The sequence below is a fragment of the Flavobacterium sp. P21 genome (genome assembly GCF_050632225.1).
In the GTDB taxonomy this organism is placed as follows: domain Bacteria; phylum Bacteroidota; class Bacteroidia; order Flavobacteriales; family Flavobacteriaceae; genus Flavobacterium.
In genome coordinates this window covers 3510536-3527450 of sequence record NZ_CP192585.1, presented here as the reverse complement: position 1 = coordinate 3527450, position 16915 = coordinate 3510536, and the positions used below count along the sequence as shown (strand labels likewise).

General features: G+C 34.6%; 15 protein-coding genes and 2 pseudogenes. 6 read left to right on the top strand and 11 right to left on the bottom strand.

Annotated elements, in window-relative coordinates; translation table 11 throughout:
• Window positions 1–10 precede the first annotated feature (10 nt).
• From ACQ9BO_RS17665 to ACQ9BO_RS17640, 6 genes and pseudogenes are all read left to right on the top strand, one after another.
• A pseudogene (locus ACQ9BO_RS17665) lies at window positions 11–1396 on the top strand (sugar porter family MFS transporter).
• A gap of 42 nt (window positions 1397–1438) precedes the next feature.
• A complete protein-coding gene (locus ACQ9BO_RS17660) occupies window positions 1439–2320 on the top strand; it encodes an MFS transporter (RefSeq protein WP_431241788.1) in 882 nt (293 codons plus the stop codon).
• Window positions 2317–2700 carry a hypothetical protein gene (locus ACQ9BO_RS17655; RefSeq protein ID WP_431241787.1) on the top strand — a complete coding sequence of 128 codons (384 nt, stop codon included), beginning with the start codon at window positions 2317–2319 and terminating at the stop codon, window positions 2698–2700. The genes ACQ9BO_RS17660 and ACQ9BO_RS17655 overlap by 4 nt, the downstream gene beginning before the upstream one ends.
• A gap of 235 nt (window positions 2701–2935) precedes the next feature.
• Entirely contained in the window at window positions 2936–3469 is a 534-nt protein-coding gene (locus ACQ9BO_RS17650; RefSeq protein ID WP_431241786.1) for a serine hydrolase, read from the top strand.
• Between the two features lie 65 nt (window positions 3470–3534).
• On the top strand, window positions 3535–4074 hold the full coding sequence (locus ACQ9BO_RS17645; RefSeq protein WP_431241785.1) for a hypothetical protein: 540 nt from the start codon (window positions 3535–3537) through the stop codon (window positions 4072–4074).
• Between the two features lie 233 nt (window positions 4075–4307).
• A complete protein-coding gene (locus ACQ9BO_RS17640) occupies window positions 4308–5351 on the top strand; it encodes a LacI family DNA-binding transcriptional regulator (RefSeq protein WP_431241784.1) in 1044 nt (347 codons plus the stop codon).
• Window positions 5352–5383: 32 nt separating this feature from the next.
• On the opposite strand, the gene ACQ9BO_RS17635 is transcribed toward ACQ9BO_RS17640, so the two are convergent.
• From ACQ9BO_RS17635 to ACQ9BO_RS17585, 11 genes and pseudogenes are all read right to left on the bottom strand, one after another.
• Window positions 5384–6406 carry a PKD domain-containing protein gene (locus ACQ9BO_RS17635; RefSeq protein WP_431241783.1) on the bottom strand — a complete coding sequence of 341 codons (1023 nt, stop codon included), beginning with the start codon at window positions 6404–6406 and terminating at the stop codon, window positions 5384–5386.
• A gap of 65 nt (window positions 6407–6471) precedes the next feature.
• Window positions 6472–7836: pseudogene (locus ACQ9BO_RS17630) on the bottom strand (rhamnogalacturonidase); the annotation flags it as partial.
• A gap of 364 nt (window positions 7837–8200) precedes the next feature.
• Complete coding sequence (locus ACQ9BO_RS17625; protein WP_431245148.1) at window positions 8201–8893, bottom strand: alkaline phosphatase; 693 nt, start codon at window positions 8891–8893, stop codon at window positions 8201–8203.
• Complete coding sequence (locus ACQ9BO_RS17620) at window positions 8827–10017, bottom strand: alkaline phosphatase (protein WP_431241782.1); 1191 nt, start codon at window positions 10015–10017, stop codon at window positions 8827–8829. Before ACQ9BO_RS17620 ends, ACQ9BO_RS17625 begins: the two co-directional genes overlap by 67 nt.
• A 207-nt stretch (window positions 10018–10224) precedes the next feature.
• Entirely contained in the window at window positions 10225–11760 is a 1536-nt protein-coding gene (locus tag ACQ9BO_RS17615) for a RagB/SusD family nutrient uptake outer membrane protein (protein ID WP_431241781.1), read from the bottom strand.
• An 18-nt stretch (window positions 11761–11778) separates the two neighbouring features.
• Entirely contained in the window at window positions 11779–12120 is a 342-nt protein-coding gene (locus ACQ9BO_RS17610) for a hypothetical protein (RefSeq protein ID WP_431241780.1), read from the bottom strand.
• A 49-nt stretch (window positions 12121–12169) separates the two neighbouring features.
• The gene (locus ACQ9BO_RS17605; RefSeq protein ID WP_431241779.1) at window positions 12170–14419 is read right to left on the bottom strand and encodes a SusC/RagA family TonB-linked outer membrane protein; all 2250 of its coding nucleotides are present in this window, start codon (window positions 14417–14419) and stop codon (window positions 12170–12172) included.
• Between the two features lie 42 nt (window positions 14420–14461).
• Entirely contained in the window at window positions 14462–15160 is a 699-nt protein-coding gene (locus ACQ9BO_RS17600) for a carboxypeptidase-like regulatory domain-containing protein (RefSeq protein ID WP_431241778.1), read from the bottom strand.
• 60 nt (window positions 15161–15220) lie between these two features.
• Entirely contained in the window at window positions 15221–15658 is a 438-nt protein-coding gene (locus ACQ9BO_RS17595) for a FecR family protein (protein ID WP_431241777.1), read from the bottom strand.
• A gap of 41 nt (window positions 15659–15699) precedes the next feature.
• Entirely contained in the window at window positions 15700–16140 is a 441-nt protein-coding gene (locus tag ACQ9BO_RS17590; RefSeq protein WP_431241776.1) for a hypothetical protein, read from the bottom strand.
• Window positions 16141–16254: 114 nt separating this feature from the next.
• Window positions 16255–16812, bottom strand: a complete 558-nt coding sequence (locus ACQ9BO_RS17585) for an RNA polymerase sigma-70 factor (RefSeq protein WP_431241775.1) — start codon at window positions 16810–16812, stop codon at window positions 16255–16257.
• Between the last annotated feature and the right edge of the window lie 103 nt (window positions 16813–16915).

Here is a 16915-nt window from a genome sequence, read left to right as displayed (position 1 = left end):
CAAATAAAAAATGAATCAAAAAGAGAATATTAAGTATATAATTTTCCTGTCGATTATTGGTGCTATAGGAGGATTTCTTTTCGGATATGATGTCGCTGTTATTTCTGGAACCATAGAGCAAGTAACCAAACAGTTTTCACTTGACAATGTATCGGTGGGCTGGTACGTTGGTTGCGCTTTGATAGGTTCTATTATCGGAGTGGCTTTTGCAGGCAAAATCGCCGATCTTTTAGGGCGTAAATGGACTATGCTTTTGGTACTGCGCTTTTTACAACTTCGGCAGTTGGATGTATGTTTGTTTCGAGTTTTGAAATGTTAATCTGGGCAAGAATCCTTGGCGGGATGGGAATCGGAGTTGCTTCAATTGTTTCTCCCTTATATATTTCTGAAGTTTCGCCGGCACGTTTTAGAGGAACTTTGGTAACACTTTATCAGTTGGCAATTACGATTGGTATTGTGGCTTCGTATTTTGCGAATGCTAAAGTTTTGGCTTGGGCAACTTCAGGCCATTTTGAAGCGCAATGGGCAACAGTTATTTTCCAGACAGAATATTGGAGAGGAATGTTGGGATTATGCGGTGTTCCGTCTCTTTTATTTTTCATAATCATCTTCTTTATTCCAGAAAGCCCGAGATGGCAGATTTCGAAGAATAATTTGGTCGCGACCGAAAAAACGTTAACGCAATTGTTTGGTGCGAGCAGAAGCCAAAGAACAAATTGAAAACAACCAAAAATCACTTTTAAATAAAGAAAAAACAGACTGGAGAATATTATTTCAACCAGGTTATAGAACAGCTTTATTTATCGGGATGAGTTTGGCTATTTTAGGACAATTCATGGGAGTAAATGTGATTTTCTATTATGGACCAATAATTTTTAAAGAAGCAGGAATGGCATCTCAAGGTTCATTAGATTTCCAAATTGTAATTGGTGTTGTAAACGTATTATCTACGGTTTTAGGAATGTATCTTGTGGATAAAATTGGAAGAAAACAATTGGTTTATATTGGTGTAACCGGAATGTTTGCCATGCTTATTGCCATTGGCGCTTATTTCTATTTAAGTTTCAATAATCCAAATATTCTGCTTTATCTAATTATTGGTTATATTTTCTTCTGCGCGATTTCAATTTGTGTGGTAATCTGGGTGTTGATTTCAGAAATGTATCCAGTAAAAGTACGTGGATTGGCAATGTCAATGGCAGGTTTCTCGCTTTGGATAGGTTCATATCTTATCGGGCAATTGACACCTGTATTATTAGAATCATTAAGTCCGGCAATTTCATTTTGGATTTTTGCAGTAATGTGTATTCCATATCTTTTGATAACACGTTTTTATGTTCCTGAAACCACAGGAAAATCTCTTGAAGAAATTGAAGATATCTGGATTGCTCATTAATTTTTATATTTACTACGAAACACTATCAAACCAAAACCAATTATGAAATTCTTTTCAAAGCTCCAAGCCAAAGAATCAAAGTCAATTTTAAATGCCGCTGTTATTGTAGTCGCTTTAGGTTATTTTGTTGATATATACGATCTTTTATTATTCGGAATTGTCCGAACAGATAGTCTAAAAGACTTAGGAATTACCGGCGATGCCATTCGAAATCAAGGTGAATATCTCATCAGCATGCAGATGTTCGGAATGTTGTTTGGAGGAATTCTGTGGGGAATTCTAGGAGACAAAAAAGGAAGAATTTCAGTTTTGTTTGGCTCTATTCTGATTTATTCTGTTGCCAATATTGCGAACGGAATGGTTCATACAATTGATGCATACGCTTTTTGGAGATTGATTGCCGGAATTGGACTTGCCGGAGAATTAGGCGCCGGAATTACGCTTGTAGCAGAATCTTTGCCAAAGGAAAAACGTGGTTACGGAACCATGATTGTAGCTTCGGTTGGAGTTTCGGGAGCAGTTGCCGCATATATCATTTATGAAGTTTTTCAAGACTGGCGTTTGTGTTATTATGCAGGTGGCGTTTTAGGAATCTTATTATTGTTTTTAAGAATCAGCATTACAGAATCAGGAATTTTTAAAAGAGTCCAGGAAGAGAATGAAAAGACTGGTGATTTTTTGTCCTTGTTTACCAATAGAAAGCGATTTTTCAAGTATATAAACTGTATTTTGATCGGAATGCCTTTGTGGTTTTTGGTTGGTGTATTGATTACGTTTTCGCCAGAATTTGCAAAAGCATTAAACATTCAGCAAGCCGAAACTATTGAGGCCGGAAAAGCCATTGCATTTTGTTATGCGGGATTGGTTTTTGGAGATATTGCCAGCGGACTTTTGAGTCAGTGGCTGAAAAGCAGAAAAAAGTGATGTATTGGTTTTTGGCTTTCAATCTGTTAATGGTGTTTGTTTATCTGAATGTTTCTGCAATTTCGACAAATGTGTTTTATTTTCTTTGTCTTTTAATGGGAGTTTCTGTTGGTTACTGGGTTTTGTTTGTAACCATCGCGGCAGAACAATTTGGAACCAATATTAGAGCAACTGTTACCACAACGGCACCAAATTTTGTGAGAGGTTCGCTTCCGTTGATCATCTTGATTTATTCGTATTTCAGAGATTCGATTTTTGAAGGAGATATTATCAAATCAGGAATGGTCGTAGGATCTTTATTATCTATAATTTCATTGTTGGCTTTGTCACAATTAAAAGAAACATTCTCTGTAGATTTAGATTATTCTGAAAAAGCATAATAAAAAACCAATATTAAATTATTTCATTTACCTAAAGTTGAGTGCTTAATGGTTTGGTTATCAATTGCACCAATTGAATTCAATAAATGGTTATTTTTTAGTAAATTTAATTTTACTTGTAGATTATTGATGAAGATTGTTTTTGTAAATAATTTAATGGAAAAGGAAGGTAGCGATGCCTTCCTTTTTAAATATTAATTCAATTGAATATGAACAAATTGCTAAAATAAATTTTATGTATAAATCTCTTTTTTTAATTAGTCTTTTATGTTTTCTTTCTGGTTGTAAATCAGCAAAAAACAGTCCAATCACTCAAATTTTAAAAAGTGATAACAGTGCTATTAAAAAAGTGGCAGATCAGCCGGAACATTATGAATTGCAGATTATTTATACTTCGGTAAAAAGAAAAAACGATGGAAAAGTGATTTTAAAAGATTACAAATATAACGTCGATGCTTCAAATTATTTTTACCCGGCAAGTACAGTAAAACTTCCCATTTCGGTTCTAGCTTTGGAAAAATTGAACAAGATGAAAGATCTTGATGTAAATACCGTTTTTACCGTTGATAATGACACAACTAAAGCATCTTTTTCAGACGATTTGCGTAAAATTTTTGCAGTGAGTTCAAACGAAGCAAGCAATGATTTGTATGAATTTATGGGTCGCGATTATATTAATTCAAAACTCAATGAAAAAGGATTGAAAGAAGTTCGGATAAATCATCGTTTATCAACTCCGAATTCGGGAGCTTCGCAGACAAAAAAATAACGTTTTATAAAAAAGATGGTGAAAAAATAATCATTCCAAGTGTCGATGATAGCAAAATTACTCCATTGAAATTAAATAAAACTCTAAAAGGGAAGGGTTATCTTGAAGACGATAAACTGGTTAATTCTCCAATGGATTTTAGCAAAAAAAATTATCTTCCGCTAGAAACATTGCACGGAGTTATGAAAAGAATTGTTTTCCCGAATAATTTTTCAAGCAAAGAACGTTTTGATTTGTCAAAAGAAAACAGGGAACTCCTTTTGTTTGATATGCAGAATTTACCTAGAAATGCGGGTTATAACCCAAAAGAATATTACGACGGATACTGCAAGTTTTTAATGTTTGGTGATACAAAAGATCCAATTCCAAGTAACATAAAAATATATAATAAAGTTGGAGATGCTTACGGAACATTAGTCGATTGTGCGTACATCTTAGATGAAGTTAATCATGTCGAATTTATTCTTAGTGCTACTTTATTGGTCAACGAAGACCAAATTTTCAATGATGGGATTTATGAATACGAAAAAATTGGTTTGCCTTTCCTCGCACAACTCGGACGCGCTTTTTATGATTTGAATTTAAAGGAAAGTAAAAAGGATTAGTTGTAATCAAACTCTAGTTTTTTTGATTATAATCGGCTTTATTTGAAAACAATAGAGACGATTCTTCAATAATTTTATTATTAAAATATTTTAATAATAAAATTATTAATGGTAAAATATTTTATATATTTGCTTTTTTAAAATAAATTTTGAAAATATCATAAATCAAAATTTCATTTAGAAAGGTAATCATAACTTTACTATGTCTTGCACAAAATATTTAACTGATTTGAATGAAAAGTAAAACCGTTTCTATAAAAAATATTGCCGACGAATTGAAGATTTCAATAACGACGGTTTCTTTTGTATTGAACGGTAAAGCAGTAGAAAAGCATATTTCAAAAGAAGTGACGCAAAAAGTGCTGGATTATGCAAAACGCATAAACTACAGACCAAATTTAATTGCACAAAGTCTGAGAACTGGAAAATCAAAGATTCTGGTTTTTATGGTTGAAGATATTTCAAATAGTTTTTTCTCGAAATTGGCAAGAATTTTTGAAGATATGATTTATGAAAAAGGCTATAAAGTTATATTTTGCAGTAACGAGAATAATGATGAGCGGTCGAAAGAACTTATAGAATTGTTTCATTTCCGGCAAGTAGATGGATTCATAATTGTTCCTTCTCCGGGTATTAAAGATTCGATTGAAGGTCTTATAAAGAATAATATTCCGGTTGTTTTGATGGACCGGTTTTTTGATGATCTAGATTGCAATTATGTCGGAATTGATAATGAGAGAGCTTCAAATGATGCTGTAACGCATTTGATTGATAATCAGTTTAAGAATATTGGTTTTATCACCACAACGTCGAATCAATCTCAATTGAGAGATCGTTTACAAGGTTATGAAAATGCAATTGCGGCGCACGGATTACAACCTGCAATACTGCGAATCCCTGAAAATAAATTGATGGATGGAAAAGAATACATCAATGACTTTTTTAATAAAAATACAGATCTAGATTCTGTTTTTTTCTCCACTAATTATCTTGCACAACACGGATTAGAGACTTTTAAGGATAATGATTATCAATTATTAAAAAAGCTTGGAATAATTTCTTTTGATGATCACGATATGTTTCGTCTGTGTCCAACTTCAATTACCTGCGTATCGCGACCTCTTGCTGAAATTTCTGCAAAACTGATAGAAAAGATGCTATTTCTGCTAGATAGCAAAGATGAAAACAAATCATTTAAAAAAGATGTATTAAAAGCAGAGCTAATTATACATGAGTCATCATTGATGAAAAAATGTATTGAAAATCAGATTGTATAGAACAAAATGCTTTTGTTTATTTCTATCTTAATTTAATAAACTGCGACATCCCAAACATTTGCCATACGGGCTTTTCCTGAAGGTCCTTCGATATCCAGTATAACAATATATTTGCCGGCATTTTTATATTCATGAATTGGGTTTTGCTCATTTGAACTCGTACCATCTCCAAAATCCCAATGCCATTTGGTGATATTGCCTGTACTTTCGTCTATAAATGATACCTGTCGCTTATTCATATTTGTCACTTTAAACGACCATTTAGCATCAAATGTTTTTTGATATTTTTGTTCCAGTGGTTGCAAGGTAAAAATGGTTCCCAAACTTGAGTTGCCATACATTTTATGGTTTTTAGATAAGTTCCAAAAGCCTTTTTTCTTTTCGTCGTTTACATCATCATAATCAATTACTGCCCAAGTGAGCCCAATTTTTTTGTTATCATACAAATTTGATTCCACAGCTCTTTCTGGGCTTTCACCTGCATAATCAAAGAGTGTAATCCAAAATTCTGCAATAAGTTTTCCAGGTTCACCAGGCTTAAAGTTATAGGAATAGGCAATGTTCGAATAAGGCATTTTTTTGATCCAAGGCTGACTGCCCCATGCAAGTGCCCAGTCTTTGCCAACAGCCGGCGTAAAGATGTGGTAATTCTGTGCATGTACACCATGAAAATCAAAATAGCGTTGACGCCAAGAAAGATCTTGATTCAAATGTAGTTGATCAGTCAAAGGACCACCAGAGAGATCGCCATCTACTATTATTTCAAAAATATCATTGTGGAGATCGGGTAAAGAAAAATCCCAATAATCATCATAAGCTTCATATAAAAAGTATAATCGGTTCAGGCCTTTTACCCAAGCAACTCTCACTTTTACATCCAAATTTGAAGGATCTGTTTTTGGGTAATGTTTTGAATCATCCCACAATTGATCAGTACCTACAATATATTCCGAAGGAAAAGTATCCCAATCATCTGTATTGCCATCAATTCTTGGAATCATATTGGCTGGAAACTGATATATTTTATAGCCTCTATCTTCTTGGGAAAATGCCAATGAACTTAAAATTAAAAAGGTGCTAATTAGTAAGAGAAATTTGGTTTTCATAATGAATTTCATTTCTAATATGTTTTCGTTGTGGTTTTTTGAATTTCTAAATCTTTAAATGGCTTGCTGTCTTTAATAGAAATTTCGCTAACATCTTTTAAAACGAGGATTCCAGATTTTCGATTTTCTGGCACATTTAGATTACGCATTTTTATATTTTCTATATCTGTTAGCATTATAGCGGGACGAATTTCTTGTCCTAGCAAATAAAGATTGACATTCATAAGCTCGATGTTTTTAGCGTGCCGAATAAAAAATCCATAAACAGGTAATACACCGAATTTTTGTGGTTCAGGATAGGCTTTTTCAAATTCAGGAACTTCTTGTTGTATATTAGTTTCTAAAGAATCGAGAGCGCGATACCAAATACTGATGTTGCTAAGACGAATGTCTTCAATTGGATGATTCGGAATTCCGCTTATAAGAGTAGCAAAACGAGAATCGGCATTATATACATTTATGTTGCTGATATTTATACGACGTAATACGCCAACAGCAGTACCATCTGGCGCTCTCATTCGTCCGCCAAGACGAAGAAAAATAGGGGAGTTGACAATATCCCGCATGGTTATATTGGTAATAGTAACGTCTTCTAATATGCCACCGTCAACGGTTTCGAGTGCGAGTCCGCGGCAGTTTTCAAATACACAGTTGCTTATCGCGATGTTTTTAAAACCACCGTTTGATTCTGTACCAAACTTGATTCGCCCGGTTGGCCCTTCTTTATCCGGTACTAAATGTCCTTCATTACGCAAGTAAGTTCCATTATAAAAAGTGCCACGATCAAAACCGCTTACGCCGCAATTTGTTATGGTGACATTTTCAGTAGGTCTGGAATAGCCCAAGGCAAATGAACTTTTAAGACAAATCCCGTCATCCCAAGGAGAATTTACGGTGCAGTTTGATATTCGAACATTTTTGCAACAGTCAATATCTATTCCGTCACGATTGGTGTCAATTTTTAAGTTGTCTATCGTAAGATTGTCAACGCCAGTAGCAAGTATGCCAAAATGGCCACCATATAGTATGGTAAAATCTTTCAGTATCACATTTCGGCAAAGTTTAAGTGCAATTGCTTTATTTCCGATTGGCGCCTTAAAAGGTCCGCTTCGTGACAATCCTTTTCCGTGAATTATTCCTGGCCCAAGAATCGAAATATCTTCAAGATTTTCGCCCCATATCAAACTATTATGCCAATGACTATGTCCAAAATCCTGAAACTGATCATTTAAAGCTGGTTCAGGTGCATCGTAACCAATCTCACCATCTGGCGAAGCGCCAACGATAGTAGCTCCTTGATCCATATAAAGCGCAATATGGCTTTTCAAACGGATAGAATAACTTAGATAAGTCCCTGCTGGGAAATATACTGTGCCACCGCCTGCTTTTGCGTACCGCTATTATTGTATTGTTTATAGCATTAGTATCTAGCGTGGTACCATCGCCTTTGGCCCCAAAATTCTTAACATTATAGGTTGTTTCTGGAAATGCCCAAATAGTATTTAGTGTGATAAAAAACAGACACAAACTAAAAAAGAATTTATGGAATAAAAGTGAAGGAGCAGTTGATCGAGTTTTCATATAGCTGAGACGAATGATAGACTAATTGTTTGTAATGTAGTAGTTTGTTTATAAACAAATATCCTGTACCATCCTGCTTCCTAAATCATATAGCTCTTGTCTTTGTATGTTCATAAAAAAAGCGATTGAATTTTTCAACCGCTTTTTAATTTTTTGTAAAGATTATTTTCCTGAAATCAATTCCATGATTTTATCATAAATAGCCGTATTTTGATAAACGCCTTTAAAATTATCAGCTCCCGGCCCATAAGCAAAAACGGGAACTGGAACTGCTGTATGATCATTTGTACTGAAACTTCCATGAACATAACCTTTTTCAATACTTCCGTCGATTAACGATAATCCGCCAGTTTCATGATCTGCGGTTACTATTACTAAAGTTTCTGGATTTTTATCTGCAAATTCCATTGCTTGTCCTACTACTTTGTCAAAATCCAACATTTCTCGTACAACATATTCTACATTATTCTGATGCCCGCCGTAATCAATTTGTGCGCCTTCGGCCATGATGAAAAATGGATTTTTTGTTTTTGAAAAAGTGGCAGTGGCTTTCGCTAAAGATTTAGTTAGAAAATCTCCTCTTCCGTTTTTGATTGAAACTACTGCTTGGTCTTCTAAAACAACAAATCGGTTGTTTTTGATTGTATCTAAACTTGAAAATTTATTTGAAAATGTATATCCTTTTTCAATCAAAATTTTAGACAAATCTTTGCCGTCTTTTCTAGATTTAAATTCATTTTGTCCGCCACCAATTAAAATATCCGAAGGATTTGCTAAAAAATCATTTGCTATAGGTTCACTGTAACTTCTTTCTGGCTGATGAGCATAAAACGCCGCTGGCGTTGCATCTGTAATATTTCCTGCAGAGATAATGGCAGTTTTATAGCTTTTTTAGCCAATTGTTGTGTGATCAATTCGAGCGGTTTTCCCTGCTCGTCAACACTGATAAATCTATTGTTGGTTTTGTGTCCTGTTGCCATTGCTGTTGCGCCCGCGGCAGAATCGGTAATATAGCTGTCTGATGCTTTTGTGATAGAAAATCCTTGAGTTGGAATATTAAAAAGGCTTAATTGTCCTTTATTCGCCGTATAACCAGCATAAATTTGAGTTAGTCCCATTCCATCGCCAATCAGCAAAATAACATTTTTTGGGCGTTTGCTTTTGAATGCATTTTTTGGGACATAAGCTTGGTGAAAATCTGTGTTTTGGTAAAACGTAGTTTTAATGCTGTTGATGAATTGAGTCAATTCGGCTACTTTATCAGTTCCAATAAAATCGACTTTTAAATTAATTAAAGTCATGTAAGTATTGACGTTGTCTTGAGTGGCCCAAAATCGCACTTTTTTATTTTGACTGTGGACTTTCTTTATAATTGACTGAATTTTTTCAGAATCAGCTTGGGTCAAAACTCCTTTTCCGTTCCAAACGGTGATTTCTTTTAAATCTTCACTAATCATTTCCACACGAGCTAGTTGATCTGCTGTGTATTCTTCATTTATTCTTCCATCAAAATAAATGAAATCAGGAAAATCTTTCCAAAGAGAGGGTAGAGGCCTATTTCCTGAAATGACCACTTTTATATTTTTATTCGAAATGATGTCCGGAAAGGTTTTTAACTGTTGTGCAATTGCTTTCAAGGTAGCATCAGCATCAGATTTAATATCGATCATTAAAATTAAAGGCTTGTTGCTCGGATAGGCTTTTCCTTCTAATGTTTTTAATTTGGAAGAAAGAGGTTCAAGATATAAACTTTTAAGCGTGTTGTAAGTTTTGATTTCTTTTGAAGTATGTGCAACAAAAAGTTCATTATTTATTAAAAAAACATCCGCTTCGATAACGCCGGTTTCATTAGAATAAGCGCCATAAAAAGGCAATTTACTTTCATAATCGTTATGAGAATGAATATTGGAAGAACTGTATTCCTGCGCTTGCGCAAAAACAAAAAACTGAAGGCAAAAAAGGGTGATTATTTTTTTCATCGAAAATTGATTTGATTCTATAAAGTTGTAGGTGACTTTATAGAAAATTGAATTATAGCTTGAATTGACTTTTTAAGCAGAAACCAGTCTTTTTTTGAAGACTGGCTTATTATTTATATTGATAATTGTTTTTTTGTTTTTACCGCAACAGACTTTATACAAGCCTGTGCAGTAAAAAAACTAACAACAAAAAATGAAACTACTTTTTTACCAACCTTGGTTTTGAGTCAATGATCCTTTGCTCACTGCAATTTCATCTGGCGGAATAGGCCAAACGTGATGAATCGCTGGATTAAAATTACGTGCTGGGTAAATTACGCTTCCGTTATAATGATGCAATGGTTTTGCGTAGGTTTCTTTTGCATCACCCCAGCGTACTAAATCAAAGTGGCGATCTGTCCATTCTCCTGCTAACTCACATCTTCTTTCTCTTTTCAAATCGGTCAATGTAGCTCCTGAAAGATCTCCAAGTCCCGCACGACGACGAATCATATTGATTTCGGTATCGGCATTTTGGCCTTTCATTAATTTGGCTTCAGCCAACATCAAAATCACATCAGCATAACGTAAAAGAGGTACATTTAAAGTTGTTGAAGGTTTATCTCCGTTTGCATTTACGTAGCGAATATCTACAGCTCCAGATCCCGTTTTTGGATAACTGAAAGGCTCCATATATTTTTTAAACTGATATCCTGTTCTGTTGCTTGAACTTACAGTATATTTTCCTTCATTAAAAGTCACTTCTTCGCCAAAATAAACGAATTTGTCTCCTTTTTGTAAAATAGTAGCGCTGCGTCTTTTATCATTTGGAGCATAAGCATCAAACAACTCTTTTGTTGGATAGAAATTTCCCCATCCGTTATAAGCTCCCCATCCTTTATCTTCTAGACATACTCCTGGGAAAATAGAACCTAAAGAAGTATTATCGGCACTTGATGTTACAGACCAAATATATTCTGTTGACCAGTTGTTTTTGATTTTGAAAACATCTTCAAAATTATCCAGAAGTTTATGCTTGCCACTGTTTACAATCAAATTGGCGTATTTAATCGCATTGTCCCAATCTTTTGCATACAAATAGGTACGAACTAAATATCCCCAAGCGGCGGTTTTATGTGCACGACCATAATTGTCAGGAGATAATTCATTGAAATATGGAAGCAAATCGGCGGCTTTGATTAAATCGGCGACAATGTATGCGTAATTTTCAGCTACGTTTTTTGCACGAGGAACATAAACGTTTGATGGATTTGCACGGTCCTGAATCGGAATTCCTGCGCGGTCATCTCCATAACGGTAGGCTAATTCCAAATGCATTACAGCATGATTAAAATAGGCTTCTCCCAACATTCCGTTTTTTGTTTTTTCATCCAAAGGAATATTCGGAATATTGCGAATTACATCATTACAGCGTTTCATGACTTCATAGTGCAGTCTCCAAATATCTTTAGTGTCTGATTCTGCTCCGTCAACAATAAAGTTTTTGATACGTTCTGCATTTTGTCTTGGCTTTGTTCCGATATCATCACTGGCATTGTTAAGCCAGAAGAAACCACGACCATACATGTTATCATCAGAATATAAAGCATACATTGCATTTACTCCCGCCTTTGCATCTGCTGGAGTTTTCCAGAAATTCCCGCTTGAAGGCGCTCCTTGCGGAATTACATCAAGTTCGCTTTCGCAAGCCGAAGTGCTTACCAACAGCACAAAACTTAATACTAATAGACTTAAATTTTTCATTTTGTTAGTTTTATATTTTTAAAATGTTGCGTTTACACCCGTCATATAAATGCGAGAAAGTGGATATTTGCCTAAGTCAAGGCCAAAATTGGTAAGTCCAACTTCTGGATCCATTCCTGAATATTTTGTAATTGTAAATAGGTTTTGTCCTGAAAGAAAGAATCTTAGTTTCGCTTTTCCGTTTAACCAGTTATCTTTGATGGTGTAGCCAATAGAAACGTTTCTTAATCTTAAGAAAGAAGCATCTTCGATATAAAAGTTCGAAATTCTTCCGAAGTTATTATTGTTGTCCGTTGCCGAAAGTACTGGAATATCAGTATTTGTATTTGTTGGCGACCATGCATTTTTTGATTCTGCCAATAAATTATATCCAGGGAATGAACCATTTAAGCCAGTATATTTTACAGCATTAAAAACACTGTTTCCGGTCGCCTCCGCTGAAAAAGATATTCATGTCAAATCCTTTGTATTTAAAGTTGGTGTTTAAACTGAATGTTGTTTTTGGAAACGGACTTCCTAATACATGTCTGTCGCTATTATTGATTACGCCATCTCCATTAAGATCTTTAAATTTGATATCTCCAGCAACAGCATTTGGCTGATACACTTCACCTTTTGCATTTACATAAGCTTTTGCTTCGGCAGTACTTTGAAATAATCCGTCAGTTTGATATCCGTAGAAAGCACCAACTGGACTTCCTACTTGATAAATATTCGCTAACGGCAAACTTCTAACTCGGCTTAAATTCAAAGGCTCAAGTGAAGTAAGATCATCTTTAATAGAACCAATTCTGTTGCTCAAGAATCCGGTATTTGCTGTTACATCAAATTTAAATTCGCCACGTGTTTTTTGGTACGTCAAACTTACCTCGATACCTTTATTTTCAACATCTCCAGAGTTTACGATTCTTCCTTGCGGTGTACCAGAAACACCTGGCAATTGGTCGCGGACAAGCATATCTTTGTTTGTTTTTACATAAGCATCAACAGAACCTAAAAATGTGTTGTTGAACATAGTGAAATCCAAACCAATGTTTGTCTGTTCTGAGCTTTCCCATTTTAGGTTAGGATTTGAAAGTTCTCTCTCAGAATAACCATAGTTGGTAACAGGAGTCGCTCCAATTAAAGCTGTAGTTTGAGTCAAAGGAACACTAAATTGGTATGGCCCAAGATTCCCTAAGTTTCCTATTTCTCCCCAGCTTGCACGTAATTTTAAACTGCTTACAATTGGATTGATGCTTTTCATGAAATTTTCTTCAGAAATCAACCAACCTACAGAGACAGAAGGATAAACTTTCCAACGGTTTTCTGATAAAAGTTTTGATGTTCCGTCACGACGCACAATTCCTGACAATAAATATTTTTGATTAAAGTCGTAATTGATTCTTCCAACATAAGATGAAATAATCTCATCTGACATTCCTGCACCAGTCTGCTGAATTAATTTTGCATTCAATAAATAACGTTGCGATGGATCTTCATTGTCAAATCCGGTTCCTTCAACGGTATAAAAATCTCTTTTAGTTTCTTGATATGTATATCCTGCTAAAGCTTTCAGATTATGTTTTCCGAATGATTTCTCATAAGAAATGGTCTGCTCGCTCAATAAATCACTGATTTTCAAAGATTTTTTAGTCAGACGATTGAAATCGAAAATTTTTCCAGGTTCTGTAATTTTAACTGTAAAATCTGTTGCATTATCTTGTATTCTGGTATATCCCCAGTTTGATTTTACTTTTAAGCCTTCGATAATTTCCCATTCAGCATACGGATTGATCAAAATTGTAGAAACAGGATTTCTATTGTCCAATCTTTTTAAATAAGCAACAGGATTGATCACATCACCATAAGACCCAATATATTTTGTAGGAACACCGCCAAATTGCCCTGAACCATCTTCTTTATAAATAGTAGCGTTTGGTGGATAAAAAATAGCGCCTAAAATAGCTCCAGTATAAGCACTTGACGTATTTGCACTCTGTCCATCGGTTAAAGAGTACGATAAATTTTCGCCCAAAGTAAAGTTTGGTGCCAATTTAAAAGAAGAGTTTGCCCTAACTGTGTAACGTTCTGAATAAGTATTTAGCAAAATCCCCTCATTTTTTCTATAACTTCCAGAAAGAAAGAAATTTGATTTTTCTGTTTTTCCATTTACAGAAAGAGACAAATCCTGAATTTCTCCGGTATGGAAAATTTCATCCATCCAGTTTGTTTTGGTTGTTCTTGCTGTTGGTTCAAAAGCAGTATTAAAAGCTGGAATTCTAGGCAGTCCCGCATTATCTGTGGCAGTATTCATTGCATCAGCATATTCTGCGGCATTTAAAACATCCAGTTTTTTTGCTACATTTTGAAAACCTCCCTGATAATTTACATTTACATTAAGACGATCAGAAATTCCTTTTTTAGATGTAATTAAAATCACCCCGCCAGAAGCTCTAGCTCCATAAATTGCCGCAGAAGCCGCATCTTTCAAAACACTGATTGAGCCAATATCATTTGGATTTATCGTATTCAAAGAACCACTGTAGATAATTCCATCCAAAACAATCAATGGAGTTTCGGCATTCAAAGAACCAATTCCACGAATGTTAATTGTTGGAGAAGCTGTTGGATCACCTCCGTCGCTTATTACCGTAACACCGGCAACAGTTCCTTGCAATAATTCGGCGACTGTTGTTATACGTTCGGCTTGAGCTTTCTTTCATAGAAACGGTACCAACAGCTCCAAGAACCTCATTTTTTTCACACTTCCGTATCCCATTACAATTACTTCCTGAAGCTGTTTAACATCCGCGCCTAGTTTTACTGTAATGTTTTGAGTGCCGTTTACTTTTACTTCCTGAGTTACATACCCTACGTATGAAAAAATAAGCGTCGCTTCCGATGCATTGATTTCCATTTTGAATGTTCCGTCAAAATCTGTAGTTGCAGTTGCTTCAGAAGTTTTATCTTTAATTCCAACACCCGGCAACGGCATATTGTCATCTCCTCCAAAGACAGTTCCTGAAACCGTAATTTTATTCTGATCTGAATTTGCAACTTTCTGATTTTTCTTGATCACGATATTATTGCTTAAAATTTCATATCGGAGAGCAACACCGCAAATTTTATCTAGTGCTTGCTCAAGTGTTACATTATTTAATCTTAAGCTTAATTTCTGATTGGTGTTTACTTGACTGCTTTCGTACATGAAATGTACATCAGCTTGATTTTCAATTTTATGAAAAATATTTTTTATACTTTCATTTTCAACTTTTAGTGTCACTCTTTTGTTAATGTCAACATTACCGGCATTTACTGTTAATGATGCAAAAAATAAAGTAATAAAAAGGAATAATTTGATTCCCATTGTCCTTATGCTTTCACACTTTACGGTATTCCGCATTTGTTTTTCATTCATAATGTTTAGTTTTAATTGTTTTGTTTGTGGGTTTTCTACGTAGTTTTATTTTTGATGCGTTTATTCTATTTTATATACTCCAGAATCTATTTTATAATTAGCATTGATAATATTGCAGACAAGCCCAATTACTTGATCAGCCGTTAATTCTTTGAAGTAGGCACTAATCTTTAATTCGTTTAAATTTTTGTTTTTGATTTCAATCGCCACGTTATAATTGCGGTTTATGGTCGCCACAACTTCTGCAAGAGGTGTTTCTTCAAATACCATAATGTTTTTTCGCCAGAGCGAAATGGTGTTTACAGGAACATCTTTAAAAGCTTGCAGTTTGTTATTTTGAGATCTAAAAACCGCTTTTTGGCCCGGAGTCACATATACATTTTCTTCTGTAACGGTAGATTTTACATTCACTCTTCCAGTTAAAACAGAAACTTCTTGTGTTCTTTGATCTGGATAAGCCTGAACATTAAAACTGGTTCCAAGAACTTTTGTGTCCATTTTATTGGTATGTATGATAAAAGGATGCTTTTTATCTTTGGCTACATCAAAAAAGCTTCACCGCTCAAGTAAACTTCTCTGGTATCTCCTTTAAATTCTTTTGGATATTTTAAAACGCTTCCTGCATTTAGCCAGATTTGAGTTCCGTCGCTTAATTTTATTTTGGCATGTTCACCAAGTTTTACGGCAAATTGTTTGTTCTCAACCGATGTGGATGATTGGTAAAAGAAAATTGATAAACCAATTAATAAGGTTAAAGATGCGACAACGGCCCAGTTTTTATATGGAAGCGAAATGACGTTATTGGTATTCTTAATGGCTTTTAGTTCTTTTTTAAGTTTCGAACGATTCGAATGAATCATTTCCATATTTTCAAAAAAATCATCGGTACGGTCGTACCATTTGTTCCACATTTCTTGTCCTTTTGGAGAATATTTTCCGTCTAAAAAATGTTTTATTTCTTGTCTTAATTTATCAGGCATTATAATTTCTTTATGTCTTTAATAGTATGTCTTCGGAATTGTAATTTTGGGTAGGTGCAAAAGGTTACGCTTCTGTTAAGAAAAAAGCTGGTTTCTTAATCTGAATTTTACTTTTTAATTAAACTCACCTAAATAAGTGCGCATGAATTTCAGCGAATAGGTAATGTGATATTTTACAGTTTCGATCGAAACATTGAGTTCGTCTGCTATTTCTTTGTTGGAATAATGTTTTATGCGACTTAGGATAAAAACTTCTTTTGATTTTTTAGGAAGAAGCATGGTTGCTTTATCAACTGCTTTTTGTAATTCTTCATAATAAATAAAATCTTCGGTCACGTTATGACTGGAAAACGAAATCGTGTTTTTATCTAAAACTTCTTGTATGTATTGGTCAGTAACACTGTGGGATTTAAAATAATCTAAAGTCATGTAGCGCACGGAGGTATATATGTATGCCGCAAAACTTTTTTGAATTACGATTGTCTTTCGGCGTTCCCAAATACTGGTGAAAACTTCCTGAACGATTTCTTCAGAGATTGCTACCGATTTCATTCTGAGGTAAACAAATCGTACAAGGATATCGCGGTATCTAAAATAAAGTTCGTCAAAAGCTTTATCCTTGCCAGATTTTAATAATTCGACAAGTTCTTCGTCTGTAAACTTCTTATACATGATACATTGTTTTGGTGTGGATAATCAAATGAATCGTGCAAGATGGATCACTCTTTCTGATTTCGTTTGAATAATGATCATGCGCTTTTAAAAATGACATATA

Coding starts and splice junctions, on each gene's coding strand:
- ACQ9BO_RS17660 (WP_431241788.1), top strand. CDS start 1,439: ATGAAATTCTTTTCAAAGCTCCAAGCCAAAGAATCAAAGTCAATTTTA.
- ACQ9BO_RS17650 (WP_431241786.1), top strand. CDS start 2,936: ATGTATAAATCTCTTTTTTTAATTAGTCTTTTATGTTTTCTTTCTGGT.
- ACQ9BO_RS17640 (WP_431241784.1), top strand. CDS start 4,308: ATGAAAAGTAAAACCGTTTCTATAAAAAATATTGCCGACGAATTGAAG.
- ACQ9BO_RS17620 (WP_431241782.1), bottom strand. CDS start 10,017: ATGAAAAAAATAATCACCCTTTTTTGCCTTCAGTTTTTTGTTTTTGCG.
- ACQ9BO_RS17615 (WP_431241781.1), bottom strand. CDS start 11,760: ATGAAAAATTTAAGTCTATTAGTATTAAGTTTTGTGCTGTTGGTAAGC.
- ACQ9BO_RS17600 (WP_431241778.1), bottom strand. CDS start 15,160: ATGAATGAAAAACAAATGCGGAATACCGTAAAGTGTGAAAGCATAAGG.
- ACQ9BO_RS17595 (WP_431241777.1), bottom strand. CDS start 15,658: ATGGACACAAAAGTTCTTGGAACCAGTTTTAATGTTCAGGCTTATCCA.
- ACQ9BO_RS17590 (WP_431241776.1), bottom strand. CDS start 16,140: ATGCCTGATAAATTAAGACAAGAAATAAAACATTTTTTAGACGGAAAA.
- ACQ9BO_RS17585 (WP_431241775.1), bottom strand. CDS start 16,812: ATGTATAAGAAGTTTACAGACGAAGAACTTGTCGAATTATTAAAATCT.